This is a genomic window from Xanthomonas sp. NCPPB 3569 (genome assembly GCF_041475645.2).
GTDB lineage: Bacteria > Pseudomonadota > Gammaproteobacteria > Xanthomonadales > Xanthomonadaceae > Xanthomonas > Xanthomonas phaseoli.
Window position 1 is genome coordinate 1,782,249 of sequence record NZ_CM192969.1, and the last position, 24,226, is coordinate 1,806,474.

The window sequence follows — 24,226 nt, forward strand, 5'->3', positions numbered from 1 at the left end:
GCCATGTTGCAGATCCTTCCCGCCGCGCGGCAGATGCGGCTCTCTCCCTCCGCGCACGCCGCCCTGGTGCCGGAGATGGCGCCGGAGACTGCCGTGCGCGAATTGCTGGCGCGCGGGCTTGCCCAGGACGCGTTGCCGTTGGCATTGCGCTTGTTGCCCAGGCCGTATGCAGTGGCGTGGTTGTGCCAGTGCATGCGCGCGCAAACGCTCAGCGGCCACGACAGCGAAGGCCTGCGGTTGGCGCAGGCGTGGGTGCAGCAGCCGGGCCCGACACAGCGCGAGAGCGCACGCGCATTCGCCGCTGACGACGACTACCAATCGGTCGGCGCCTGGCTGGCGGCGGCCGCGGCCTGGAGCGATGGCAGCCTGAGCGACGAGGACGGTCCGCCCGTGGCCGACCACCTGACCGCAGCGGCGGCAGTGGCGGCGTTGCTGCACCTGGCTGGACGCGAGCCTGCGACCTTCGAGGAGCAGTTGGTGCGCTGGAGCGAAGATGCGGCACGTCTGCTGTCGGGACTGCGTGTGCGCGAGCGTGCGCCATGAACGCGGCGTCGCCCAGGCTGACGCTGACGGTTCGCGACGGCCAAGCGCTGTCGGGCAGCGCCCGGCCGCAGGCCAGCTTCGCTGCAGAGGGCGGGCGCATCGGCCGCGATGCCTCCTGCGACTGGGTGCTCGACGGCGAGGGCGTGTCGCGCCTGCATGCCAGCGTGCGCCATCTCGATGGGGTTTATTTCATCGAGGACCACAGCACCAATGGTGTGTTGCATAACGGTGTGCCGTTGCGTGCCGGCTTTCCGGTGCCGCTGCACGCCGGCGACGCCTTGCGTATCGATGCCTTCGAGATCGATGTGGCGGTGTCGGCCGCGGGCGTTACCGAGGTCCCCGCCGCCACGCAGACCTGGAATCACGCCGAACCGTGGACGCTATCGGTAGCGCCGCCGCCGCAGCAATCCTGGCAACCACCGCTGGAGCGCGAGCGCGATGTCTTTGCCGAGCTTGGGCCAGCGTCGACGCGGGCCGCCGACACCGACCCGCTCGCCCTGTTCGCCACTTCGTTCACGCTGGCCGGCAGCCAGGGCGATGCTGCAGCGTTCGGGTTGGGGCATGCGCCGGCAACCGCTGACGCCTACCGTGCCCCCGTGGCCGTGCCGGCTGCCGCGGGTGTGGTGTTGCCGGAGCACTGGGATCTGACGCGCAGCGAATTTGCGCTGCCGCCGGTTGCAGATCCGGTCGCAGGCATGCAAACGCCGCTGCCGTCCGTGCCCGTGGCCAATGCCGCAACGGCGCCAACACCGACGCAGACCCAGACGCAGACACCAGCGCCCGCGCCCGCGCCAGTGCCAACCCCGGTCTCGGCACCGCGCGGCGCCGCGGCGTCGGTGACCGCGGCGGTCCCGGCCACGGTGCAGCCAGCCGTCGCCCCGACGCCAGGCGCGGCCGAACTGCCTGTGCTGTTCGCCGCCATGACCGCTGGCCTGATGGATGTGTTGCGTGCGCGCGCCGAGCTGAAGAACAGCCTGCGGCTGCCGGTCACGCTGATCCAGCGTACCGAGAACAACCCGCTCAAGTTCGCCGCCACCGCGGACGAGGCGGTCGCCCGCCTGTTGGCGCCGTCGAGTCCGGGGTATCTGACCGGCACGGCCGCCATCGACGAGGCGATGGAGGACATCGGGCGTCACCAGTTGGCCTTGCTGGCCGGCATGCGTGCGGCCTTCGAGCACGTGTTCGCCCAGTTCGACCCGGCACGGTTCGAGGACGCAGGTGCCGGCCACTCGGCGCTGCGCGCCTGGGGCAATCGCCCCTGGAAACGCTACGCGCAGCACTACCGCGAACTGCTCAGCGACCCGGACGAGCGCTTCCGCCGCCTGTTCGGCGAGGAGTTCGCCCGCGCCTACGAACAACAGCTGGCCCGCGCCAAGGCGCAGGCCCAACCCGCACACGGCGATCGAGCATGACTCCCTACAACAAGGTGATCTGGAGCGAGGGCTTGTTCCTGCGCCCGCAGCACATGCAACAACAGGAGCGCTATCTCGAGCGCTACATGGAACTGCAGGCCGGTGCATTGCGTCCGCATGCGTGGGGATTCAGCCAATTGGAGCTGGAGCCGGAACTGCTTGCCATCGGCAAGCTCGGCATCCGGCGCGCCCGTGGCTGCTTTCCCGATAGCACGCCGTTCTCCATTCCCGACCGCGATCCGGCGCCGCCGGCGTTGGATGTACCGGCCAACTGCCGAGACCAGGTGGTGAGCCTGGCGTTGCCGCTGCGCGCAACCGCCCAACCCGATAGCGCCTGGCCCGATGGCGATGGCAGCCGGCTGGCCCGGTATCGCGTGGGCGAGGCGGAAGTCGGCGATGCGTCCGGCAGCATCGCCGGCACGGTGCTGCTGGAAGTGGGCGTGCTGGCCAGTCGCCTGCGCCTGCAGTCCGAACCGGGCGAGGGACTGGTGGAGGTGCCGATGGCGCGCATCGTCGAGTGCCGCCCCGATCGGCGGGTAATTCTCGATGATGCCTTCATCCCGACCGCCAGCCGCATCGAAGGCGCGGCGCGCCTGTCCACACTGCTAGCCGAGTTGCTCGGGCTGTTGCACCAACGCGGCCAGGCACTGGCCGAACGCGTGGCCGGCAGCGACCGTGGCGGCGTGGCAGAGATCGCCGACGTGCTGATGCTGCAGGTGATCAATCGCTATCAACCGCTGGTGGCGCATTGGGCAAGCGCACCGCTGGAGCATCCCGAAGCGCTGTACTGCGCGCTGCTGGCGATGGCCGGCGAGCTGGCCACCTTCACCCGCGCCAGCAAACGCAGCGGGCCGTTTCCTCCGTATGCACACGAGGCACTGCAGGCTAGCTTCGAGCCGGTGGTGCTGTCCCTGCGCGAAAGCCTGAGCGCGGTGCTCGAACAGTCGGCGATCTCGGTGCCCTTGCAACAACGCAAGTACGGCGTGTGGGTGGGCATGGTGCCCGATCCGGCCTTGTTGGACTCGGCAGCCTTCGTGCTGGCAGTCAAGGCGGATCTGCGCGCCGAAGACCTGCGCAAGCGGCTGCCCACCGAGTCGAAGATCGGCCCGGTGGAGAAGATCCGCGACCTGGTGAACCTGCAATTGCCCGGCGTGGCCGTGACCGCGCTGGCGATGGCGCCGCGGCAGGTGCCGTATCACGCCGGCTGCGCCTACTTCGAACTCGATCGGCAGTCGTCGCTGTGGAAGACCCTGCGCACCTCCGGTGGCGTGGCGCTGCATTTCGGAAGCGGCTTTCCAGGCCTGGAACTCGAACTGTGGGCGGTGAGGAATTGAGATGAGCAAGACAGTCGACCAGCACGACGACGATGCCACCGTGGTCCGCAGCGCGACTCCGGCGCCGCGCTCCACCGCATCGATGCCGCCACGCCCAGCTGCGACGCGGACGGCACCACCGCCCGATCTGGACGCCGCCATGCGTGCGGCGCCCGGCGCCATGCAGGGCAATGCGGTGGTGTGTACGGCCACGCCGCTGCTGTTGCTGGCGGTGCAGTTGCGACACTCCACGCAGACGCCGGACATCGCCACCTTGCGCGAGAATTGCAGCACGCGCATGCAGCGCTTCCAGCAGGAGTTGCGGCAACAGGGCATCGACGACAAGACCGGCATCGCCGCGCGCTATGTGCTGTGCACGTTGCTGGACGAAGCGGTGCTGGCCGCGCCCTGGGGCGAGGGCAGCGGCTGGTCGCAGCGCACCTTGCTGGTCACCTTTCATGGCGAAACCTATGGTGGCGCCAAGGTCTTCGATTTGCTCGATCGGCTGGCACGCGATCCGGCGCGGCACCTGGACCTGTTGGAGCTGCTGTATCTGGCACTGGCGCTGGAGTTTGGCGGTCGCTATCGGGTGGAGCAGGGCGGACGCGCGCGCCTGGCCGACCGCCAGGCCGAGCTGTACCAACTCATCCAGCGCCAGCGTCTGCCAGTGCCCGGCGAGCTGTCGCCGAATTGGCAGGGCGCGCAGGCACCGTTGCTGCGCAATGCGGCGGCCACGCCGCTGTGGATTGCGACGTTGGCCTCGCTATGCATCGTGCTGCTGGCGTTCGTGTGGTTGCATGCACGGCTCAATACGCTGACCGCACCGATCAGCGCGCAGCTGGCGCGTATCGGCCTGGATCGGGTGGCGTTGCCGATCCCGGCGGCCAGGCCGGCGACCACAGCGGCGCTGGCACCGCTGCTGGCGGCCGAACAACGTGCAGGATTGCTGAGCGTCCAGACCGAGGGCGATGGTCGCAGCACCGTGCGCCTGGCCAGCGAGTCCATGTTCCCCAGCGGTAGCGCGGATCTGGATGCCGACCAGACCCGTTTGCTCGAACGCGTCGCCTCAGCGCTGGAGCAGGTGCCGGGGCGGGTGGTGGTGGTGGGGCATACCGACGACCAACCGGTGCGTTCGCTGCGCTTCAAGGACAACTTTGCGTTGTCGGCCCGCCGCGCCGAGAGCGTGGGCGCGGTGTTGGCAGCCGGCTTGCGCGATCCGCGCCGCGTCCAGACCAGCGGCGCCGGCGATTCCCAGCCCATCGCGCTACCGCCGCAATTGCCCGGCAACCGTGCGCGCAATCGGCGCGTCGAGATCCTGTTGATTCCCGAGACCTGACCCATGCGCTTTGTGCTCGATTTCCTGCGCGCCCGCTACGTCGCAAGCGCTGCCGTCCTCGGTCTGCTGGCCATCCTCGTCTGGGTCGGCGGGCCCTATCTCAGCCTGGGCCGCTCGCAGCCATTCGCCAGCGTGAGCGGGCGCTTGCTTGCCGTGGCCGTGCTGCTGCTCGCATGGGCGGGGTGGCGCTATCTGCGCTGGCGCCGCGAGAACGCCAAACAGCAGCGCATGGCCGGCGAACTGGTCGGGCAGGGCGTAAACGCCGAGGACGCCAGCGGCAACGACAGCCGCGCGCGTGCCGCACAAGAGCAGGCACGCCTGCGTGCGCGCTTCGCCGAGGCGATGGCCGTGTTGCGCCGTCGCCGTCGCAACGGTCCTGGCCTGCACGTGTTGCCCTGGTATCTGCTGATCGGCGCGCCCGGCTCCGGCAAGAGCACCTTGCTGCAGGCCTCGGGCCTGGAGTTCCCACTCAAGGAACAGGGCAACCACGCTGCGCTGGAAGGCGTCGGCGGCACGCGCAACTGCGACTGGTGGTTCGCCGACCAGGCGGTGTTCCTCGACAGCGCCGGGCGCTATACCACCCAGGATTCGGACGCGATCGCCGATGCCGGTGCCTGGCACGGCTTCCTCGATTTGCTGCGCAGGCACCGCCGGCAGCCCTTGAACGGCGTCATCGTCACCGTGAGCGTCGCCGAGCTGCTGGAACTTGATGGCGATGCCGGTCTGTCGCATGCGCGCGCAGTCCGTCACCGGCTGGACGAACTGGTCGACAAACTACGCGCACGCGTGCCGGTCTACCTGGTCGTGACCAAATGCGATCTGGTGTCGGGATTCGCCGAGTTCTTCGCCGACCTGGATGCGGCCGGGCGCGCCCAGGTGTGGGGACTGTCGTTCCCGCAGGCGCATGCCGCCGGTGAGACCGATCCGTTGACGCTGTTTCCTACCGAGCTCGAACGCCTGCTGGAGCGGATCGATCGGCGCGTGCTGGAGCGCCTGCATCGGGCGCGCGATACCCGTGAGCGTGCCGCGGTGCTGTCCTTCCCGCAGCAGCTGCGGTTGCTGCAGCCGGCGCTGATGGAGTTCGTGCAGACCGCATTCGGCCGCCATGGGTACGCCGGCCAGCCGTGGCTGCGTGGTGTCTATCTGAGCTCGGGCACGCAGCAAGGCCATCCGATCGATCGCGTCATCTCGGCGGTGGCGCGACACTTCGGCGTCGCCGCTGCCGGGCTGCCGCCCGCGGTCAGCGCCCCACGGAGTTATTTCCTGCCACGCCTGTTGAAGGAGGTGGTGTTCGCCGAGGCGGGCCTGGCCGGCAGTCAACCCGGCAGCGCGCAGCGCCGTCGGTTGCTGCAGCTGGCCTGCTGGGCCGTGTTGACGGCCGCCACGCTGGGCGTGCTGTCGGGCATGGCCGGCAGCTACACCCGCAACGTGCGCCTGATCGGCGAGGTGCGCGACGCACTCGATGCCTATCCCGCCGGTCCGCTGCCTGCCGATGCCGGCGAGGCCGCGTTCTATTCCAAGGCCTTGCAGCGGTTCGACGCGCTGGCGCGCGCGCGCGATGTGGCGCTGCCGCCGGGTGAGTCGATCCCATGGTCGCAACGTTTCGGGCTGCATCAGAGCACCGCCTTGGCGCGCGATGTGCAGGAGGCGTATCTGCGCGACCTCAACGGCGCGTTGCTGCCGGCATTGGCGCAGTCGCTGCGACGCACGCTGGAGCAGTCCAGCAACGATCCGCAACGTTTGTATCCGCTGTTGAAGGGCTACCTGATGCTGGGCGACCCGGCCCGCCGTAATGTGATGCATCTGGCCACGCTCGCAGGTACGGTCTGGCGGCAGGTGTTTCCCGCCGATGCGTCAGTGCGTGCGGGGTTGAACCGGCACCTGCGCGCCTTGTTGGGCCCGGTCGACGGCGCGCGCGCGCTTCCGTTGGATCGGCAGCAGATCGAGCAGACACGGGCGAGCTTGCGTACCGCCGAACTGCCGGCATTGGTCTACGGTGGCCTCAAGCTGACGCAACCCGGCGTCGATCCGGCTCAGGTGCCCCGCCTGGACCGCCGCCTGGGTCTGCTGGGCGATGTCTTCGAACGTCGCAGTGGCCTGCCGTTGTCCGCGCCGCTGCCGCCGCTGTTCACCCGCCAGGCGTTTCAGGCGCAAACCGGCGGTGGCATTGCGCGTGGCGTGGAGCAGTTTCTTGCCGACGATTGGGTGTTGGGCACGGCACCGCTGGATCCGCTGGCGCGCTCGTAACTGGAACGCCAGGTGTTGGCGCTGTATCAGCGCGATTACATCGCCGCCTGGGACGGCCTGCTGGCCGATCTGGTGCTGCGGCCGGTCACGCAGACCGGGCAGGCCAGTGCGGTGGCCGCCAAGCTGGGCGGACCGGCATCGCCATTGAAGGCGTTGCTGGTGTTGCTGCGCGAGCACACCCACGCACTGGGACGCACGCCACCGGCGAAAGCAGGTGCCAACGGCGCAGCTGCCGCAGAGACGCCTGCTGCGGCCGAGCCCGACCTGGCGGCCGAACCGATCGAACGCCATTTCGAGCCGCTCAATCGCCTGCTTGATGGCGGGCCGGGCGCCAGCCCATTGGACGAAACCCTGGCCGCGCTGACCCAGATGAGCCGCACCTTGTTGGGAGCCGCTGCGGGCGTCGCTGCCGATCAGAACGACCCGGCCTTGCTGATCGCCGCACAACAGGCCGAACAACTCCCGCCGCCACTGGGCAACTGGATGGCGGCCCTGTCCGGCCGTGGTCGGGAATTGACCGCCAGCACTGCAGGCGAGGCACTGCGCAATGCGCAACGGCAGGCGGCCGGGCGCGAGTGCGCGCTGTTGGTGAGCGGGCGCTTTCCGTTCGTGCCGGCTAGCAGCAACGACATCCCGTTGCGCGACTTCGCCGAACTGTTTGGGCCGGGCGGGCGCATGGATCGGTTCGCGCAGCAGGCCTTGCTTGGCAAGGTCGATACCAGCGGGCGTCGCTGGCAGTGGAACGCAGGCATGGCGGCGGTGGGTGCCGACGACGTGCTGGAGCGCGCGCAACTGGCCGACGAGATCAAGCAAGCGTTCTTCGCTGGCGGCGGCGCGCAGCCGCAGGTCGCCTTCACCGTCTCGATTCCGCCGCAAGCGGCGATCAGCCGACTGCAACTGGAGGTGGATGGGCAAACCCTGGAAGTGCGCGATGGTGCGCGCGCCACCCAGCAGATGACCTGGCCCGGCCCAACGCCGGGTCTGGTGCGTCTGGCAGCATGGGACGCCAGCGGACAGGCATTGCCGGTGCTCGAATACCGCGGTCCCTGGGCCTGGTTTCGGGCGCTGCAGGCTGGGCGTCTGCGCCGCAGCGGCGATCTGGACTACACCGCCAGCGTCGCACTCGGCGGCGCCGCAGTGCGCATGGACGTACAGCCGGCCAGCCTGCGACATCCGTTTGCGGCGTCGGCCGTGCAGCGGTTCAGCTGCCCATGAGCGCCATGCAAGGCCCGCCGGGCTTCTACGGCAAGCTGCCTGCAGTCGGCGATTTCGTGCATCGGCGCTTGCCGGAAACCTTTGTCGAGCCATGGCACGCAGCAATGCAAGGCTTGCTGTCTGCTGCCGGGGCAGCGATCACTGCACCCGAATACCGCCCAGCCGTCTGGCGTTTCGTGCTGCCGCCTGGCCTCGCTGGCACGCTCGCCTGGGCCGGGGCGATGCGCGCGAGCGTCGATCGCGTCGGTCGCGCTTTCCCCTTGGTCATCGCCGCGCCGCTGCCTGCAGGTGATGCCGATGGCATGACGGGTGTCGCCATGCCGACCCATCTGCATCTCCCTGCATGGCTGGATGCCGCCGATACGGTGTTGTGCGACGTCGGTGCAGAGCGACAGCAGGATGGCACCTGGTTGGATCACGCGTGCATGGCGCTCGCCCAGCACGTGCGCAACCCGGCAGCGCCGTTGGCTGCGCCGCTGCTTGCCGCCCCCACCACCGCTGGCAGCAGCCTGTGGTGGACCGCCATGACAGCAGCTGCGCCGGGTGCGTGGATTCAGCTCGCCGGCTGGCCTGCGGCTTGCCATGCACGCGTCCTGCTTGGCTCCTTGCAGAGACCGAGCGCATGCGGTGCAGATGCACTGCAATGAGTGCCTGCTACGAGTCCGCCGGTCGTACCGAGCAAGGCAATGTCAGGCGCCAGAACGAGGATGCGATCCTGCTGCGCGACGATCTCGGTCTGTGGGCGGTGGCCGATGGACTGGGCGGCCACAGCGCCGGCGACCTCGCCAGTCGCATGGTCGTCGATGCGCTGGCCGCGTTGCGGCGCGACGGCGACCTCGCCAGCTTCGTCGATGCCATCGATGTGCAACTGAGCCAGGTCAACCAACAACTGCGTGCATTGGCGCGCGCGCGGCGCGTGGACGTGATCGCCAGCACCGTGGTGGTGCTGGTGCACGACCACGACCTGCTGATGTGCGGCTGGGTGGGCGATAGCCGCGCCTATGCCTTCGAGGAAGGCCGGCTGCAGTTGCTGACCCGCGACCACGTGGCCGGCGACAAGGACGAGCTGACCCAGGTTGGTCGGGCGCAGCCTGCTGGCGGCGCTCTCACCCGCGCGATCGGCGCCGACGATGCGCTGTACGTGGATTGGATGGTGCGCGCGCGCCGGCCGGGCCAGCACTACCTGCTGTGCTCGGATGGAATCAACAAGGAACTCAGCGACGAAGAGATCGCCGCCCATTGCCGGCGCGAGCGTCAGCCCGCCGCGCTGGTGGCACGCCTGTTCGATACCGCGCTCGGCCGTGCCGGGCGCGACAACGTTTCGGCCGTGGCCTTGCGCCTGGCCCCACGGAATGCCACGCCATGACCACCCGCGATCACGACACGACCGGCCGCACCTCGCCGCCGGATGACGACCGTACCCGCGTACGACCTGCCCGCGACCTCGCCGATACGCCGCCACACCCGCCGGCTGCTGACGACGATGCCACCCGGATTGCGCCGCTCACCGAGCAGCGCGCTGCGCAGGCGTCGGCCGATGCGGCGACCCGGGTCAACCTGCCACTGCACACCGACGACAGTGCCGGCGCGTCGAGCTGGCGGCGGGTGGCGCAGTTGCAGGGCGAGGCCCAGGTGGGCGTGGGGATGGTGCTCAAGGCGCGCTTTTTATTGGTGCGCGAAATCGGCCGCGGCGGCATGGGCGTGGTCTATCTGGCGCGCGACGAGCGCAAGGTCGAGGCACGCGATCGCCATCCCTATATCGCGGTGAAAGTGCTCAACGACGACTTTCGCCGTCATCCGGATTCGCTGATCGCGCTGCAGCGCGAATCGCGTCGCGCGCAGAGCCTGGCACACGACCATATCGTGCGGGTGTACGACTTCGACAAGGACGGCGCCATCGTGTTCATGACGATGGAGTACATCGAGGGCGACGACCTGCGCGGGCTGATCCGCAGCCGGCTGGGCGAGGGCATGCCGCTGGACGAGGCTTGGCCGCTGATCGAGGGCATGGGGCGCGCACTGCAACGCGCGCATGCGGCTGGCATCGTGCATTCGGATTTCAAGCCCGGCAACATCATGGTCGGCACAGGAAATGTTGCCAAGGTGTTCGACTTCGGTATCGCCCGCGCCGCGAAACTGGCCGGCGCCGAATCCGGCGATGACCACACGCTATTTGACGCCGCCACCCTGGGCGCGCTGACCCCTGCCTATGCCAGCATGGAAATGTTGCGCGGCGACGAGCCGGCGTTCGCCGACGACGTCTACGCGTTCGGTTGCGTGGTGTACGAGCTGCTGTCCGGCCGTCATCCCTTTGCCAAGCAATCGGCGACGCAGGCGCAGGCGCAGCAGCTGCGCGTGGCGCCGTTGCCGACGCTGAGCCGCCGGCAGAACCGCGCACTGCGCAGCAGCCTGGCCTTTGCGGCCACCGCACGACCGACGATGACGGCCTTGCTGGAGCAACTGCGACCCCGCAGCCGCAGCGAGCGCGTCATGCCGTACCTGCTGGCGGGCGTGCTGTTGCTGGCTGGCGGCGCCGGTGCGGCGATGTGGCTGCAGGTGCATGCGCAGCGGGAGAAGGTGGCCGGCGTGCTTGAGCGCTTCTCGCCGCAAGCACCGAACCGCTTCACCCACGAAGCGCATGCACGCGCGGCACTATGGGCGCTTGGAGAAGACGACCGCCGGCGCCTGATCCTCGACCGCAGCAGCACCATCGAGGCGTTCCTGCTGAGGCGACTGGATCACTATTGGCAGCCGGCACGCGGCCGCGAAGACTATGTGGGCGCGCAGCGCATCCTGAGCTTGCGCGACCAGTGGAAGCTGTTTTCGCCACGCCTGGAGGCGCGCCGCAGTGCCATGGAGCAGGAGCGCGATGGGCTGCTCAATGGTCTGGACACCGCGCTGACTGGCGCGATCGCCGCCGGTGCGCTGTTCGAAGATCAACCCGGCAACGTGGTGGCGCTGCTCGACCGCGTGCGCCGCCTGGCACCGGACAGTGGCCTGCTGCGTCATGCCGAACTCGAATTGCGTTACCGCCGCGGATGCGCCGATGCGCTCAGCGCGGGCCACATCGATGCAGCGCACCGCTGGCTGGAGACCGGGCGCCGCGTGTTCCCGCACTCCACGCAGCTGCAGGAGTGCGCACACGAGCTCGACGCGGCGAGCGTCACCGCGTCCGCCGCGCCGTCTGTCCCGCCGCCGCCGCTGCTGGACGATGCGCAAGCCCAGCTTGCCGCGCAGATCGCCACGCGCATCGAATCGGTGCGCACCGCAGCAGCCGCCAACGATGTCGCCAAGGTGAAGAATCAACTGGCGCAGATCGCGGCCAGCAGCCCGGGCCATCCCTTCCTGCGCAGCGAGGGCGCACAACGGCTGACCGATGCCTATCTGGGGCTTGCCCGCGGTCTGTGCCGCGAAGGACGCTGGAAAGACGCCAGCGCCGTCGTCGGGCAAGGACTGGACGCACAGGACGCGCCACGCCTGCGCCAGGCGTTGGCGCGCTACCAGTTCGCGATGGAGCTGGAGCAACTCGGCACCGCGCTGCCTGCGCCGGCCGTGCTGCAGCGTCTGCGCGAGCGCAGGACGGCGCTGCAGGCACAGGACGCCGATGGCTTCCGGGCCTTCCAGAGCGATGTCGCCAAGGCCGGCCGGCAACGCGCGTCCTATACGGCGACACTGCTGCCGAAACTGGAGCCGGTCGCGGCCGTGCCTGCACCACCGGCCACGCCGGACGACCCCTGCCGCATCTCCGCTCCGTCCGGCGGCGCGGCCACCTGCAGCGACACGCTGGGCAAGCACGGCCGCGGCCCGGAGCTGGTGGTGTTGCCCAAGCCTGGACGTGCGCTGGCGATGATGCGGCGGGAGATCAGCGTGGCCGACTTTGCGCTGTTCTGCGCCGATACGCAGCGCTGTCGTGTGTCGCGCTGGACCCGCAAGTCGGCGCCTGTGGACAAGGTCAGCGTTGCCCTGATCGGCGACTACGCTGCCTGGCTGAGCCGCGCCAGCGGCCGTACGTATCGCCTGCCACGCGATGCCGAGTGGCTGCGCGCGGCGCGTGCCGGCGAGGACGGCTGCGCAGCGACGGTGTCCAACAGCTGGGGGCTGCTCGACATGGCCGGCGGCATCGCCGAGTGGGTCCAGCAAGGCGAGGGCGTGGCCGTGCGTGGCAGCCAGCGCGGCGTTGCTGCCTGTGCCGGTCCCGGCACGGTGAGCTCCAACGGCGAGGCCGCGCGCGGGATCGGTGCGCGTCTGGTGAGAGACGTGGAATGAACGACTGGGAAACCCAGGCCAACCTGGTCCTGCAGGACTTGAACGCCGCGCAGGCGGAGCGGCGCCTGGATCCGGCCGAATACCGACGCCGTCGCCTGCAACTGCTGCAATCGATCGTGCGCTGCGCCGGCGCGCCAACCGCGCGCCGGCGACGCGTCGCAACGCCGCTCGACTTGCCAACCCCGGTGGTGACGGTGCGACGTGATCGTCGGCCGCCGACTGCCCTGCAGGCAGCCTTGCGCTCGTGGACACTACGGGTCTGGGCGGCGGTCATGCTGCTCGGCGCGGCCTGGGTGTACTGGCATGGCATCGCCGCGTTGTGATGCCGGCCGTGCAGGCCGGCAACGCAGACTGAGAGCGGCTGACACAACGTCGCGAGCAGCGGCCAGGTGAGCGTGGACGGCACATCGGAAACGGAGTGTGCGAGGGCTATATGCCGATTCCGGGTACCGGCCGCGCCTGCCTGGCGGCTGCGCCGTCGTTTTGCTGGCTGCTCTAATCGGAATGGTCCTGGCCTGACACCACCTGCAACTCGTCGATCCCGCGCGGCGCGAGATCGCGCATCAATGCGGCAAAATCCAGGCCGACCAGGCGTTGCGCGCGCCGCAACAGCAACGGTATCGGGCTGGAAGGCTCGCGCCGGGCGTAGTAGTCGCAGAGCTGGTCGAGCATGCGGCGAACGTCTTCCGGATGCTCCAGCGTCTGCGCCCGTGGCGCCGACGCACTGAGGTTGTCGGCGCTCGGCGCTGCGTCGTCGGTCGCTGCGGCCGCAGAGCCCGACCGTTCGGACACGTAAGGTCGCAAGAATCCGCGCAACTCGCCCAGGTCGTGCGTCAACGGCGCCAGCTCCGGTCCATATCCCGGGGTGCGCTCGGCAAACAGGCCGGCAACCGCGGCGATATCGTCCTGCGCAGCGGCCAAGGCCGCATCCAGATCCAATAGCGCGTCCAGTGGACAGTCGCGCAGGCAGGCATCGATGGCGCCCGGCTCCGGCGCCTCGCCGGGGTCGTCCGCAGCGCGCTTGAGCGTGCCCTGCACGATACGCAGATCGCGCAGCGAAAAATGCCCGGCATGCAGTCCCTTGAACAGGCGCACATTGCGCAGCTGCGTCAGCGTGCGCTCGCTGTCGGCCAGCGCCGCGATGGCGTTGACGCGTTCGGTCGGGTCGTTGTCCTCATCGGCATCCAGACGAGGATGGACATCGTCCCAGAATCGCTCCAGCAGTTGCCGGAGCAGGCGAACGCTGCCGGACCAGCCCACCAGGCCGTCCTGGTGCAGGCGGGCGATGCTCAGCAAGATCCCCAGTCGCAAGTCCTTGGAGCGCAGCAACAACTGTTCGGCGCTGTCGGCGACCTGACGCCATTCCGGCGCCTCGGGCACCAGCACGCCCGCGCCCAGCGCGCGTTCCTGACGCGGGCGCGCCAGCTCTTCCAGGCTCTGGAACTCCGGCGTGTATTCCAGGTTCGGACCGGAGGGCGCCTGGTCGTCGACCGGCTGCAGCAGTTGTTCGCTGTCGATCGGCATGGCGCCGCTCACGAGACCGACAGCACGAGATCGCCGCGGCTGGCGGTGCGTCGCGATGCGGGGGGCGCTGCCGGTGCGGCCGGTACTTCTGGAGCCAGCAGTTCCAGCACGCGTTCGCGCAACCAGCGATGTGCGGCATGGCCATCGTTGCGTCGGTGCCAGGCCATTGCCAGTGCCATGTCCGGCAGCGGGAAGGGCAGTTCGAAGCAGTCCAGCGGTGCATACCCGCTTTCTGCTGCAAGCGTTGCCGGCACCGTGGCAACCATGTCGGTGCCAAGCACGATGTCGCGCGCAGTCGCGCACTGCGACACGGTCACCGCGATCTGTCGGGCGTGGCCCAGTTGCCGCAGTTGCGCATCGATGGCGAGGTTGCAGGCTTGTGCGTGTGCCACCTGCACATGCGACAGGCGGCTGTAGCTCGCCGCGCTGAGCGCTGCGGTCCCGCGCGGGTGGCCACGGCGCTGCACCAGCACGTAGCGTTCGTCGCGCAAGCGGCACAGGCGCAGCGCGGCAGGAACCGCTTGCGCATGATCGATCAGCAGATCCAGCTCGCCGCTTTCGAACGCGTCCAGGTGCGTGTCGGCACCCACATGCACGAACTCCAGGCGCATCTTCGGATTGCCCTGGGCCTGGATCAATCCCGCCAACCCCGCACCCAGCGTGCCGATCGCATCGGCGGCGGCGGCAATGCGGAAACTCGCCGAAGACATCGACGGATCGAACGCGCTGTCCTTGCCGAGCAGGCTCAACTTGCCGATGGCTTCGCGCAGTGGCGAGGCCAGTTGATCCGCACGCGGCGTGGCCACCATGCCGCGACCGGTGTCCGAGGGCATCAGCAAGGGATCCTTGAACAGGACGCGCAACCGCGCCAGTTGCGAAGACAGTGCCGGTTGGCTCATGTGCAATCGCTGCGCCGCGTGGGTGACGTTCTTCAGCTCGAGCAGGGCGTCGAGGGACACCAGAAGAGGTAAGTCGCTTGGTCGGATATTCATGTAATGGATCGCTCATAGTGGGAACCAGACGGCCTACTGCGCCTGGGCATCCGCTACGCTAGGCAGCCCGCGCTACGTTCCGGTGTCGTTTCGCGGCGACTGTGTTTCATTTGTCACAGAGCAGGGGTGCTTTCATCCTGCGTTGTAACTTCCATCCTGCGACTCAGCGCACGTTCCAGCGCCATCGCCAGCGCGCCAAGATCGAACGGCTGCGCGATGATCTCGGTAATGGCACCGCCCAGACCCTTGCGCGTGGCCAGGCTCGTCGCACGTGTGGCGAGGATCAGTGGCAGCGTGGGTGCCGCGGCGTGCAGCGCGCCGATGGCGCGTTCGGCATCGCCGGCGCGGTCGCGCTTGAGTAACACGCCATCGAAGCGCATGGGATCGGCGGTGGCCATCGCGACGGCCGCCGGCAGCTCCAACATGCCGACCGGTTCGTGCCCGAGTGCGGCCAGCATTTCTTCCAGGCGGTCGAGCTCGGCCGCGTCGTCGCACAGCAACAGCAAGCTCGCATGGCGCGAGCGCGTCTTCGGCAGGGGTGAGGCCTGGGGCGCGGCTGCACTGCCTGTGCGCAGCGGCAGCTCGACCACGAAGCTGGTGCCGACACCTAGTTCGCTGTCCACATCGATCCGCCCGTCGTGGTTGTCGATGATCTTGCGAACCGTTGCCAACCCCAGGCCGGTGCCGCCGCTGCGGGTAGTGAAGAACAGATCGAAGATGCGATCCAGTTGGTCCGGAGGAATGCCGATGCCGTGATCGCTCACACGCAGTTGCGCGATGCGCCGGGGCGTGCCGTCGGTTGCCGTGCCTTTTCCGGCCGACAGTTGGACCGTGACCGTGCCGCGCATGTCCATCGCTTGCGCAGCGTTGCTGGCCAGATTGAGAATGATCTGCTGCAGTTGCGCCGGATTGCCCAGCGCGTGCAGCGGCTCCTGCTCCTGCTGCAGGTCGATGGCCACGGTCGATGGCAGCGAGACCGACAGCAGCGAGACCGCGCCCTGCAGCAAGGCGTTCAATTCGACCGGCTGCACGTTGTAGTTCTGCACGCGGCCGAAGCTGAGGATGGATTCGATCAGATCGTAGGCGTGGGCGGTGGTATGGCTGATCTCGAGTAGGTGCTCCGAGGCCGGCGAGTGCGCGTCCAGCTTGGACAGTGCGATCTCGGCATTGCCGCGGATCGCGCCGACGATGTTGTTGAAGTTGTGCGAGATGCCGCTGGCCATGGTCCCCAGCGTTTCCATCCGTCGGGCCAGTTCCAGGCGATGTTCCAGCGCCAGCGCTTCGTCTTCGAGTCGCCGCCGCTCCAGCGCATCGAACAGCGTATCGAGCGCGATATGCAACTGCGGCAACAGTTCGGCCACTGCCGTCAGGCCGCGTCTGCGGCGCGCCGCCACAGGCGGCAGCCGCAAGCACAGCAGCGCAACCGTCCCGGCGTCTGCGTGTTGCCGCAGGCACAGCCATTGCGCACCGTGCATGCGTTCGGCCTTGCCCAACACGGCGACAGTGCCGTTGGCGTCCGGCGATCGGTTGGGCGGACGCCACCGCGGCAAGCATCGCGCGGAACGTGTCGTCCGGCGGATCGGGCCAGATCCGCGCGTCGCGGCCAACGGGGGCCAGGCCCAGGCGAGCGCTTGGCAGCTTGGCCCACTTTGCCAACCGCACCAGTCCGGCCTCGATACCGGCGTCGAGGTGGTGGCGATCATTGGCCACCAGGCGGCGCGACACCGCGACCATCAAGCGGTCGAACTCCGCGCGTCGGCGCAACACCCGTGCGCGTTGCCGCAGCAGCTTGCCCAGATACAGCAAGGCGCCCAACATGACGATGGCCAATGCCAGCAACAGGAAGCGAACCTGGCGTGCGGTGGTCTGCTGGCTGGCCTGCTGCTGTTGCAGATACGTCTTGAGCTGGCCATACGAGGCCAGCGACGCGATAGGCTGGACAGCGTCGAGCGCTGCGCTGAAGGCTTCGTTGGCGTATCGAATCAGGGCCTGCCGACCAATGAATCGGCAATCGTCTGGAGCGGCATAGCCGGTGCGGCGCCACTGCCAAGAGGCAGCGCGAGCGGTGCGGGAGAGGGTGAGGACCGGGCTCACTTGCACACCCCCTTGCGGCGGGAAGTGGCTGATTTCGGGCGGTCTTCGGGGGTCAAGCTAAGGCCCCCCCAACCCACCCCTGGTGCCGGGGTGATGGACTGCCTTAGTGGTGCCCTGAGAGCGTAGGGTCTCCTTCTGCCTCTCAGCCCCAGGTTCAGTGCGCGGGGCTTGCCACCTGCCGCCTGCCTGGGGAGCCTCACTGCTGGCCTGGTGACCGGGGAGGCTAGATGGTGCCGATCGTACTTGCTTCAGGAGCGACTTGGCAACGGCCACGAGCTCGCCGGGCTCGGGGCTGGCGCAAGCGCCAGCAACCGAGCCTGCCGTGGCGTGTGCGCGTTCGGCCTGACGCTTCTGGCGCGAGAGCGTGCGGAACGCCTCGGCTTGCCGGAACAACAGTGACCACCAAGCGAGGTCAGCCGCCGGAAAGGTATGGCCCTCGGGGGTGATGAGCGTATCGCCACGGACATGGAAATTCTTCCAGGCCGGGCCATCCAAGTGCTTGCCGCTGGCCAGGAGCCTGACCAATTTGAAGGCCGAATGGGGGATGCGGGTTCGGCCGGACTCCCAGTTCTGGACCGTGCGCACGCTAACGTCCAGCAGCTTGGCAGCAGTGAGGTGGGTCAGCCGGAGCCGATAACGGTCATCCTGGAATCGCTTGGCGCGGTCGAGCCGACGCAATAGCTGCCGGTTGGGGTGCCGCGTGACCCCGTCTGCCATTTCGCATAATGTATATTATGTCAAAACAGTGCTTGCGGTTCCAAAGGTCTTTTCTCTTCCGATCCACACGATCCCGAGAAATCCTCGATGTTCAAGACGCACATCACCAGCACACCTCATCCCGGCCGAGTCGCGTGCCGGACGTCAGATGGCTGCCGTCCTACCGCGACCCTCCTCTTATTCGTTGTGCTTGGGTCCACCGATCCTTGACTGATCTTCGCTAACACCAGAACAAAAACGACGGCCGCCGATTGCATCCATGCGCATTACTCGAGGATGCGATCACCGTGCTCATTCTCTGCACAGAAGATCGCATGCATGGCGCTCAGCAAGGCTGCCACTTTTGGGTCGGCCAGGCGATAAATGATGGATCGTGATTCGCGACGCGTCAGGACCAGCTGCCGCTGCCGCAGGTCGGCCAGTTGCTGCGACAAGGCCGGCTGCCGAATGCCTGTCGTCGCTTCCAGACCGCTGACGGTAGATTCGCCCTGCGACAACTGGCACAGCAACAGCAGGCGCGGCGGTGTGGCGATGAAACGGAGCAGCTCGGCCACGTCTGGGACGCGCTCCTTCATGGCGGCAAGAGCATCGGTGGAGAAAGCAGATTCGGTCACGAGGCGTGGGCATTACGGATCAGGGTTGTAGAGGGTAACGGCTAGGCACGGCTGCGACTGAACGAGAAAGGCCGGTGCTTGCTCAATAGTTGCACTGTAAATGCAACTATGAGATTGTTGCTTTACTCCTTCTCGACGCTGCCATCGTGAGCCATCTGACTGCACCCGATATCTGCTTGGCAGCAGCCTGCGCTGTCGTGGAGGACACCCACTCCGGTCGCATGGACGCACCGCACGTGGCGACGTTCTTCGACCCTGTGACCTTTACCGCCAGCCACGTGGTCCGGGATTCTGGCTCGTTGGCCTGCGCCATCATCGACAGCGTGCTCGACTTCGAGATGGCATCTGGCCGCACCGCGACCGGCTCGGCGCAAGCGCTTGTGCACTACGTGCGCGACCAGGGGTTGCAGGTGCAATGGCACCTCGAAACACATGCCCACGCAGACCACCTGTCGGCGGCGCCGTGGCTGCAGCAGCAGGTGGGCGGACAGCTCGCCATCGGCGAGCGCATTACGTCCGTGCAGCAAACCTTCGGCAGCCTTTTCAACGCCGGTACGGAATTCAGCCGGGACGGCAGCCAGTTCGATCATCTCTTCGCTGACGGCGCAGCATTCACCATCGGACATCTGCACGCGGTGGCGCTGCATGTTCCCGGACATACGCCCGCATGCATGGCGTACCTCATCGGCGACGCGCTGTTTTTTCGGGCGACACGTTGTTCATGCCGGACTACGGTACGGCACGCTGCGATTTTCCGGGCGGCTCTGCACGCCAGCTCTATCGCTCCATCCAGCGGCTGCTGGAACTGCCCGACGCCACGCGTGTCTTCGTCTGCCACGACTACAAGGCCGCAGGCCGGGACCAGTTCGCATGGGAAACCACCATCGGCGCGCAACGCAGCGCGAATGTGCATCTGCATGCGGGCGTTTCCGAGGCGGACTTCGTCCAGATGCGCGAGACACGCGACGCCACGCTTCCCATGCCGCGCCTTCTGCTTCCATCGGTACAAGTCAATATGCGCGCCGGTCATCTGCCCGCGCCGGAGGACAACGGCGTGCGCTATCTGAAGCTGCCGTTGGACGTGCTATGACGCTTCCACACTTGGCGTGGTATTGGCCGCTGATCGGTGGGCTGATGATCGGCACCGCCTCTGGCGCGTATTTGTTGCTCGTCGGCCGCATCGCCGGCATCTCCGGCCTGCTTGCCGATGCGCTTGGTCTGCACGCTGGCGGTGCGCGCTCGCTGTCCATCCTGTTCCTGGCCGGGCTTCTGACAAGCGCAGGCGCGGCACTGGCGCTCAAGCCCATCGCGCTCGCGCCGCTAAGCGGCACCGACCTGCCTTTGCTGATCGTGGCCGGCGTGCTGGTGGGCTATGGAACCCGTCTGGGTGCCGGCTGCACCAGCGGACATGGCGTGAGCGGGTTGGCGAGACTGTCGCCGCGCTCGATCGTCGCCACCACCGTGTTCATGCTGCTGGGCATGGCAACGGTGATGGCCGTGCGGGCCGTCGCTGGAGCCGGCGCATGATCCGCGTGGCTGCTTTTCTCTGCGGGGCGTTGTTCGGGCTGGGCCTGGTGATGTCGGACATGGCCAACCCTGCGCGCGTCCTTGCTTTCCTCGATGTCGCCGGCGCCTGGGATTACTCGCTGGCCTTGGTGATGGCAGGCGCGCTGATCCCTTCGGCCATCGCCTACCGATGGGCGCGCGCACGTCGCACTCCCCTGCTCGCCCCGACACTGCAGCTGCCGCAACAGCGGCGCATCGACCGCAAGCTGGTGATCGGTGCGGCGCTGTTTGGCATTGGCTGGGGGCTGGCCGGGGTCTGCCCTGGCCCGGCGATCGCGCTGCTGGCGACCGGCCAGGCGTTCGCCTTGGTGTTCGCTGCCTCGCTGGTGACCGGAGTTTTCCTCCACCGGTTTCTCCATCGTTCCGTCGCGGGGAAAAACGTTGCATGAAACTGCGATCGCTTTCGCCCACCCTGCTGGTGACCAGCCAGTTGTTACCTGCCGATCTTCCTGCACTGGCCAGCCTGGGTGTGGCCAGCGTTATCTGCAACAGGCCAGACAACGAGCAGCCGGATCAACCCGATCATCTGGCCATGCAATCCGCCTGCACGCGGGCGGGCATGCGTTTCGCTTATCTGCCCGTTGTCGCCGGCGCCCTTTCGCAGGACGACGTGCAGCAATTTTGCGACGTGGTGGAGCAACTTCCCGCGCCCATCGCCGCGTATTGCAGGACGGGAACGCGCTCGACGTCGTTGTGGGCGCTGGCGCAAGTACGCACCAGCAGGCTCACGGCAGACCAGGTTCTCTCGATCGCCGCCGGCGCAGGGTACGACCTTTCCTCGCTCGCTCCGCGTCTCCGTCGCGACGCGCCATCCAGTCACGAGTAAACATCGGTCATGCAAAGCCTTTCATTGCTGCAGCTCGCGCTGGGTGGGCTCTCCGGCGTGCTGGTCGGCTTCGTGCTGGGACTGGTCGGCGGCGGCGGCTCCATTCTCGCTGTCCCGCTGATGCTGTATCTGGTCGGTGTCGATAATCCGCATGTGGCCATCGGAACCAGCGCATTGGCCGTCGCTGCCAACGCGCTGTCCAACCTGTTCGTGCATGCGCGCCGTGGCAATGTCAGGTGGCCGTGCGCCTCGGTCTTCGCCCTGGCCGGCGTCGCCGGCGCCTACCTTGGTTCGAGCCTGGGTAAGGCCGTCGACGGACAACGGTTGCTGGCGCTATTTGCGGTCTTGATGGTGGTGATTGGCCTGCTCATGCTGCGCAAGCGCAACGCGCAAGAGAATGCGGCTGCACGCATCAGCAAGGAAAATGCGCCCGCGTTGGTTGGGCTGGGCACGCTCGCTGGCGGATTTTCGGGTTTCTTCGGCATCGGCGGCGGTTTCCTGATCGTGCCAGGCTTGATGACTGCCACCGGGATGCCGATGTTGGCGGCGGTGGGCAGCTCGCTAGTAGCGGTTTCCGCCTTCGGTCTGACCACCGCGTTGAACTACGCCCACTCCGGATGGGTGAACTGGCCACTGGCCGCCGCGTTCATCGTTGCCGGCAGCGTCGGTGGCATGGCGGGAGCGCGGGCTGCAGGGGCGCTCGCCGGGCATCGGGGATTGCTCAACAGCGCCTTTGCCTGCCTGATCTTCCTCACTGCCGGCTACATGTTGTGGCGGGTGCTCTGACTGCGTTGTTGTCTAATTTGACAGCCCTACGCAGCTTCATCGGGGCGGCACCGTCGGTTCGATCGCGGCGACCGGCGATCTGCCCTGCCCTCGCTTGCGCGAGGGTTTTGCCTGGATCAGGCGTGCAGCGGTACCGTCAGGCGACACCCGCGCGGGCCGCTGCACAGCGCCGTCGCCTCAGCCAGCGATGGTGAAGACCGAGCCCGAGTCCACGCGCACGCCGGCGCCGTTGATGAAACTGGCCCGCTCCGAGCACAGGAAGGCAACGACGGAGGCCACTTCCTCTGGCCGGCCGCGCCGCTTCAGCGCCATGCCTGGGCGTTCTTCGTCCAGGAACGAGGCGATGGCTTCTTCGACACTGGTTCCGTTTTCTTGTGCGCGCTTTTGCATCATCTTGTCGGTCATCGGCGTTGCGATGAAGGCAGGCGACACCGTGTTGACCAACACATTGTCGGCGCCATAGGCCTTTGACAGCCCCTTGGCCAGGCTCAGGATGCCGGCCTTGGACGCGCAGTAGGCCAACTCATCCACGTACGGCTGCACGGCATCTTCGGACGCGAACAACACAATCCGCCCCCACTGCTTGCGGCGCATGGCAGGAATGGCCTGGCGGCACATGCGCACCGCGCCCATCAGGTTGATGTCCAGCGTCTCGAGCCAGCCGGCATCGCTAACCTCAAGGAAATCGCCGGTGGCGCCAGTCACGCCGGCGGCGTTGACGTAGATATCCGGTTCGCCCAGCTGCGCGCGCACCTGGGTCCAGATGGGGGATGTAAGCCGGAACCCCAGAAAATTCCGTCACCCCTCACCCCAATTCCAACCCCGCCACGAGCGCATCCAGATCGATCAAGTTGCCGTTACTTTGGAAGGTGTAGTGCCCGTTCAGCAGGATGTGTCGCCACGCCGCCGCTCGCGCCGAGGTATTCGACTACATCGAGATGTTCTACAACCTCAACTGCCGCCACGGTTCAACTGGCGACCTGTCCCATGTAGAGTTTGAACGGCGCTACGCGCAACGAGGGTCTTGAGTGTCTCCGGAACCCTGGGCGTATCACAGGTCAAGTTCACACCTACGAATGTCGCGTCGGCCCGCGAGCACTCTGAGCATGTCAGCATAGCCCCAGGGTTCGTCGAAAGCTTCAGGTGGCAGGCGTACTTGCCCGTACTTGCCATTCGTGTCACCAGCCGCCATTTCGGATCACGGCAGATCGAGCCTGGTGTGTTCATGTCAAGGCCGAATCGGCCATACGGTTGACGTGCTCCCGACGTCCCCATGGACTGGGCTGCACGCTCGCAATGGCATTGTGAGCAGGGTGCCAGCGCCAACCTTTCGCGCTCCCAAACATGACTTCGGTGAACCAACGACATTCAGAGAGCTCTTTGCAAGACTTGATTCTGAGGTCACTGTCGGAGATCAAAAATGGGTCTATGCGTTTCAAAGCCGAGCGTGGCAGGTTCACCCGACCACTATGCAAGTCACGCCACAGAGCAGACCACGCCCTCTACGCCTTCATCCTCCGAGGCGCCCATCTCACCCAGCCTGCATGGCTTGGTGGCACTCGGCTCTTCGGGAACGAGGCGGGGGCGCTTCCGGCAGCCAACACTACAACCGCACGAAGTTCAGCAGGCGGCCTACCAGCTTGGTATGCGACTCAACGGCAGACCCATCGAAGACGCGAGCGACCGTCAACGCCTTGCCGATGCTACAGAGACGGTGCACGAGACACGACTCGCCTTGCACCGTGGGCGAGGCAATGTCGATAGCGATCTGCGGCTCAGCAACGGACGGAGCGCCACTTATAGCTCCCTGTCTTACTGTCTCGGTGAAAATGACGAAAGTTTACTGGCAGGCAGTGCGCTGGCTGCGGGGGCAGGCAACTGTGATCACAATGCAGCGATTAACGCACGTCGGCATGCAGTCCGCATGGAGAATGGCGGGCAGATGATGACCGTACGCGACTACGACCAGACCCACCTCTACGCGCTCTACCGGCCCCCAGGCTCGGCAGAGGCGGAAGAATCCACTGTAGTCCTCGACTCGTGGGCCGACGGTCCGGCCGTTCTACCAAGGGATTCGCACTGGGCCGAAACGTACGGAACATCCACCAATGTAGTTGAACGCTTCGACAAGCCTGATGCAATCGACGCGCTGGCCAGGACAAACGCATTCAGAGCCGAGATCGAGGACCCGCAAACTGAACTCCATGCAAATGCGCGCGACCTAGAGACAGCCTTTCTAGCCAACCCCGCACCTGGCGATATCTGTTCCTCGATGCCGGTCATCGCCCCCGATCTGGCCCGAAACACGCGTCAAAGGTTGCAAGAGCACTCACCGCGGACGCGTGAGGCTCTAGCCGCCGATGCTGCGCGGCAAGCCTATGCACTGGATGACGCACAGCCAATTTCGCCGCGCACAACTGCTGCGATCCTTGAAGATGCAGAACGCCTGGATGCCTTGGGTCGCCCGCCATTGAGTTGGTGAACTTTCATCTGGTACCAACTGGGCTTGGATGTAGCCTGTCTGGCGTCGATGTCAAATAGCCAGTTCCCGGCTGGGCGCAAACGACCGCTGTAGAGCAGGTGATGCCTCCTGCCCTGTTCAACGCAACAGTGGGCAAACGGGGGGAGAAATGACCGCCCCACTCAGGCGAACAGCTGCTTGATCGGTTTCAACTACACACCGTTATCGGCCTGATGGCCTAGTGGCGTCAAGGTGCCGGCATGTCGCAAAACAAGTGTTTTGCGACATGTAGGCAACCTCCCAGCACAAGTGAT

The 24,226-nt window shown here is 67.0% G+C and carries 17 protein-coding genes, 1 other RNA gene and 6 pseudogenes; 16 read left to right on the plus strand and 8 right to left on the minus strand.

All coding sequences use genetic code 11. From position 1 onward, the window contains the following. Positions 1 to 3 precede the first annotated feature (3 nt). The 9 genes and pseudogenes from ACCQ03_RS07560 to ACCQ03_RS07600 all read left to right on the plus strand — a co-directional run bounded on the left by ACCQ03_RS07560 (position 4) and on the right by ACCQ03_RS07600 (position 12,655). The gene (locus ACCQ03_RS07560; RefSeq protein ID WP_057678998.1) at positions 4 to 543 is read left to right on the plus strand and encodes a DUF6931 family protein; all 540 of its coding nucleotides are present in this window, start codon (positions 4 to 6) and stop codon (positions 541 to 543) included. Continuing rightward, on the plus strand, positions 540 to 1,955 hold the full coding sequence (gene tagH, locus ACCQ03_RS07565; RefSeq protein WP_209226968.1) for a type VI secretion system-associated FHA domain protein TagH: 1,416 nt from the start codon (positions 540 to 542) through the stop codon (positions 1,953 to 1,955). Before ACCQ03_RS07560 ends, tagH begins: the two co-directional genes overlap by 4 nt. Beyond that, complete coding sequence (gene tssK, locus ACCQ03_RS07570; RefSeq protein WP_209226974.1) at positions 1,952 to 3,289, plus strand: type VI secretion system baseplate subunit TssK; 1,338 nt, start codon at positions 1,952 to 1,954, stop codon at positions 3,287 to 3,289. Before tagH ends, tssK begins: the two co-directional genes overlap by 4 nt. A 1-nt stretch (position 3,290) precedes the next feature. Continuing rightward, positions 3,291 to 4,604: a type IVB secretion system protein IcmH/DotU gene (gene icmH, locus ACCQ03_RS07575; RefSeq protein WP_209226980.1), complete on the plus strand. Its 1,314-nt coding sequence runs from the start codon at positions 3,291 to 3,293 to the stop codon at positions 4,602 to 4,604. A gap of 3 nt (positions 4,605 to 4,607) precedes the next feature. Further along, a pseudogene (gene tssM / locus ACCQ03_RS07580) lies at positions 4,608 to 8,066 on the plus strand (type VI secretion system membrane subunit TssM). Then, positions 8,063 to 8,713 carry a type VI secretion system-associated protein TagF gene (tagF, locus tag ACCQ03_RS07585; RefSeq protein WP_150146055.1) on the plus strand — a complete coding sequence of 217 codons (651 nt, stop codon included), beginning with the start codon at positions 8,063 to 8,065 and terminating at the stop codon, positions 8,711 to 8,713. Before tssM ends, tagF begins: the two are co-directional and overlap by 4 nt. Beyond that, positions 8,710 to 9,432 (plus strand): PP2C family protein-serine/threonine phosphatase, encoded by a 723-nt coding sequence (locus ACCQ03_RS07590; protein ID WP_150146058.1) that lies wholly within the window; start codon positions 8,710 to 8,712, stop codon positions 9,430 to 9,432. Before tagF ends, ACCQ03_RS07590 begins: the two co-directional genes overlap by 4 nt. Next, complete coding sequence (locus ACCQ03_RS07595) at positions 9,429 to 12,332, plus strand: bifunctional serine/threonine-protein kinase/formylglycine-generating enzyme family protein (RefSeq protein ID WP_057679005.1); 2,904 nt, start codon at positions 9,429 to 9,431, stop codon at positions 12,330 to 12,332. Before ACCQ03_RS07590 ends, ACCQ03_RS07595 begins: the two co-directional genes overlap by 4 nt. Beyond that, a complete protein-coding gene (locus tag ACCQ03_RS07600; RefSeq protein ID WP_057679006.1) occupies positions 12,329 to 12,655 on the plus strand; it encodes a hypothetical protein in 327 nt (108 codons plus the stop codon). The genes ACCQ03_RS07595 and ACCQ03_RS07600 overlap by 4 nt, the downstream gene beginning before the upstream one ends. A 36-nt stretch (positions 12,656 to 12,691) precedes the next feature. On the opposite strand, the gene ACCQ03_RS07605 is transcribed toward ACCQ03_RS07600, so the two are convergent. The 6 genes and pseudogenes from ACCQ03_RS07605 to ACCQ03_RS07630 all read right to left on the minus strand — a co-directional run bounded on the left by ACCQ03_RS07605 (position 12,692) and on the right by ACCQ03_RS07630 (position 18,234). Next, positions 12,692 to 12,767, minus strand: a non-coding RNA gene (locus ACCQ03_RS07605) — sX9 sRNA. A gap of 60 nt (positions 12,768 to 12,827) precedes the next feature. After that, a complete protein-coding gene (gene tssA, locus ACCQ03_RS07610) occupies positions 12,828 to 13,856 on the minus strand; it encodes a type VI secretion system protein TssA (RefSeq protein WP_057679012.1) in 1,029 nt (342 codons plus the stop codon). Positions 13,857 to 13,864: 8 nt separating this feature from the next. After that, positions 13,865 to 14,848, minus strand: a complete 984-nt coding sequence (locus ACCQ03_RS07615; RefSeq protein WP_150146060.1) for a LysR family transcriptional regulator — start codon at positions 14,846 to 14,848, stop codon at positions 13,865 to 13,867. 113 nt (positions 14,849 to 14,961) lie between these two features. Continuing rightward, a pseudogene (locus tag ACCQ03_RS07620) lies at positions 14,962 to 16,789 on the minus strand (two-component system VirA-like sensor kinase); the annotation flags it as partial. A 210-nt stretch (positions 16,790 to 16,999) separates the two neighbouring features. Further along, positions 17,000 to 17,659, minus strand: a complete 660-nt coding sequence (locus ACCQ03_RS07625; protein WP_244664194.1) for a VC1465 family Xer recombination activation factor — start codon at positions 17,657 to 17,659, stop codon at positions 17,000 to 17,002. A gap of 266 nt (positions 17,660 to 17,925) precedes the next feature. Continuing rightward, complete coding sequence (locus ACCQ03_RS07630) at positions 17,926 to 18,234, minus strand: ArsR/SmtB family transcription factor (protein ID WP_057679727.1); 309 nt, start codon at positions 18,232 to 18,234, stop codon at positions 17,926 to 17,928. A 260-nt stretch (positions 18,235 to 18,494) separates the two neighbouring features. Here ACCQ03_RS07630 and ACCQ03_RS07635 point away from each other — a divergent pair. From ACCQ03_RS07635 to ACCQ03_RS07655, 5 genes and pseudogenes are all read left to right on the plus strand, one after another. Continuing rightward, positions 18,495 to 19,363: pseudogene (locus ACCQ03_RS07635) on the plus strand (MBL fold metallo-hydrolase). After that, positions 19,360 to 19,800, plus strand: a complete 441-nt coding sequence (locus tag ACCQ03_RS07640) for a YeeE/YedE family protein (protein ID WP_057679728.1) — start codon at positions 19,360 to 19,362, stop codon at positions 19,798 to 19,800. Before ACCQ03_RS07635 ends, ACCQ03_RS07640 begins: the two are co-directional and overlap by 4 nt. Beyond that, positions 19,797 to 20,228: a DUF6691 family protein gene (locus tag ACCQ03_RS07645; RefSeq protein ID WP_057679729.1), complete on the plus strand. Its 432-nt coding sequence runs from the start codon at positions 19,797 to 19,799 to the stop codon at positions 20,226 to 20,228. The genes ACCQ03_RS07640 and ACCQ03_RS07645 overlap by 4 nt, the downstream gene beginning before the upstream one ends. Then, positions 20,225 to 20,665: a protein tyrosine phosphatase family protein gene (locus ACCQ03_RS07650; protein WP_057679730.1), complete on the plus strand. Its 441-nt coding sequence runs from the start codon at positions 20,225 to 20,227 to the stop codon at positions 20,663 to 20,665. Before ACCQ03_RS07645 ends, ACCQ03_RS07650 begins: the two co-directional genes overlap by 4 nt. Positions 20,666 to 20,689: 24 nt before the next feature. Then, on the plus strand, positions 20,690 to 21,451 hold the full coding sequence (locus ACCQ03_RS07655) for a sulfite exporter TauE/SafE family protein (protein ID WP_057679731.1): 762 nt from the start codon (positions 20,690 to 20,692) through the stop codon (positions 21,449 to 21,451). Between the two features lie 177 nt (positions 21,452 to 21,628). Here ACCQ03_RS07655 and ACCQ03_RS07660 read toward each other — a convergent pair. Next, a pseudogene (locus ACCQ03_RS07660) lies at positions 21,629 to 22,216 on the minus strand (SDR family NAD(P)-dependent oxidoreductase); the annotation flags it as partial. Between the two features lie 143 nt (positions 22,217 to 22,359). On the opposite strand from ACCQ03_RS07660, the pseudogene ACCQ03_RS07665 reads away from it, so the two are divergent. After that, a pseudogene (locus tag ACCQ03_RS07665) lies at positions 22,360 to 22,479 on the plus strand (IS3 family transposase); the annotation flags it as partial. Positions 22,480 to 22,511: 32 nt separating this feature from the next. Here the strand turns inward: ACCQ03_RS07665 and ACCQ03_RS07670 are convergent. Then, a pseudogene (locus ACCQ03_RS07670) lies at positions 22,512 to 22,613 on the minus strand (plasmid pRiA4b ORF-3 family protein); the annotation flags it as partial. A gap of 258 nt (positions 22,614 to 22,871) precedes the next feature. On the opposite strand from ACCQ03_RS07670, the gene xopE reads away from it, so the two are divergent. Then, positions 22,872 to 23,933 (plus strand): XopE/AvrPphe family type III secretion system effector, encoded by a 1,062-nt coding sequence (xopE, locus tag ACCQ03_RS07675; protein ID WP_150145898.1) that lies wholly within the window; start codon positions 22,872 to 22,874, stop codon positions 23,931 to 23,933. Positions 23,934 to 24,226 lie beyond the last annotated feature (293 nt).

What these genes read in the sequence shown, in the direction of transcription:
- tssA (WP_057679012.1), bottom strand. Translation starts at nt 13,856, where the DNA reads ATGCCGATCGACAGCGAACAACTGCTGCAGCCGGTCGACGACCAGGCG.
- tagF (WP_150146055.1), top strand. Translation starts at nt 8,063, where the DNA reads ATGAGCGCCATGCAAGGCCCGCCGGGCTTCTACGGCAAGCTGCCTGCA.
- ACCQ03_RS07595 (WP_057679005.1), top strand. Translation starts at nt 9,429, where the DNA reads ATGACCACCCGCGATCACGACACGACCGGCCGCACCTCGCCGCCGGAT.
- ACCQ03_RS07590 (WP_150146058.1), top strand. Translation starts at nt 8,710, where the DNA reads ATGAGTGCCTGCTACGAGTCCGCCGGTCGTACCGAGCAAGGCAATGTC.
- tagH (WP_209226968.1), top strand. Translation starts at nt 540, where the DNA reads ATGAACGCGGCGTCGCCCAGGCTGACGCTGACGGTTCGCGACGGCCAA.
- ACCQ03_RS07645 (WP_057679729.1), top strand. Translation starts at nt 19,797, where the DNA reads ATGATCCGCGTGGCTGCTTTTCTCTGCGGGGCGTTGTTCGGGCTGGGC.
- ACCQ03_RS07600 (WP_057679006.1), top strand. Translation starts at nt 12,329, where the DNA reads ATGAACGACTGGGAAACCCAGGCCAACCTGGTCCTGCAGGACTTGAAC.
- ACCQ03_RS07560 (WP_057678998.1), top strand. Translation starts at nt 4, where the DNA reads ATGTTGCAGATCCTTCCCGCCGCGCGGCAGATGCGGCTCTCTCCCTCC.
- ACCQ03_RS07650 (WP_057679730.1), top strand. Translation starts at nt 20,225, where the DNA reads ATGAAACTGCGATCGCTTTCGCCCACCCTGCTGGTGACCAGCCAGTTG.
- xopE (WP_150145898.1), top strand. Translation starts at nt 22,872, where the DNA reads ATGGGTCTATGCGTTTCAAAGCCGAGCGTGGCAGGTTCACCCGACCAC.
- ACCQ03_RS07630 (WP_057679727.1), bottom strand. Translation starts at nt 18,234, where the DNA reads ATGAAGGAGCGCGTCCCAGACGTGGCCGAGCTGCTCCGTTTCATCGCC.
- ACCQ03_RS07640 (WP_057679728.1), top strand. Translation starts at nt 19,360, where the DNA reads ATGACGCTTCCACACTTGGCGTGGTATTGGCCGCTGATCGGTGGGCTG.
- icmH (WP_209226980.1), top strand. Translation starts at nt 3,291, where the DNA reads ATGAGCAAGACAGTCGACCAGCACGACGACGATGCCACCGTGGTCCGC.
- ACCQ03_RS07615 (WP_150146060.1), bottom strand. Translation starts at nt 14,848, where the DNA reads ATGAATATCCGACCAAGCGACTTACCTCTTCTGGTGTCCCTCGACGCC.
- ACCQ03_RS07625 (WP_244664194.1), bottom strand. Translation starts at nt 17,659, where the DNA reads ATGGCAGACGGGGTCACGCGGCACCCCAACCGGCAGCTATTGCGTCGG.
- tssK (WP_209226974.1), top strand. Translation starts at nt 1,952, where the DNA reads ATGACTCCCTACAACAAGGTGATCTGGAGCGAGGGCTTGTTCCTGCGC.